The organism is Alkalihalophilus lindianensis, assembly GCF_032843265.1.
Classification (GTDB): Bacteria; Bacillota; Bacilli; order Bacillales; family Bacillaceae_D; genus Alkalihalophilus; species Alkalihalophilus lindianensis.
Genome location: NZ_JAWJBA010000400.1, coordinates 1 through 268 on the forward strand (window position 1 = coordinate 1; position 268 = coordinate 268).

The following is a 268-nucleotide window of genomic DNA, read 5'->3' on the forward strand; positions in this document are numbered from 1 at the left end:
CGTCGATCGCGATGAAGCAAAGTGCCGTGATATGTATGATTTCACCGTTCTTAAGATAGAAGACATCCAGCATAAAATTCAAGATCTCAAAAGAATTGAACAAATGCTGATGGATCTTAAAGAAAGATGTCCTGAAAACAAAGATATTTACGAATGCCCCATTATTGAAACATTGATGAAGAAATAAGAGGTGAAGGATGAAAAACACAATAAAAAGTTCAGGCTGGTTTCTTGTCGCACTAATCACATGCCCGTGTCATCTGTTTTT

The 268-nt window shown here is 36.6% G+C and carries 1 pseudogene; it reads left to right on the plus strand.

The annotated features are described in order from the left end of the window. A pseudogene (merR1, locus tag RYX56_RS22760) lies at positions 1 to 187 on the plus strand (mercury resistance transcriptional regulator MerR1); the annotation flags it as partial. Positions 188 to 268 lie beyond the last annotated feature (81 nt).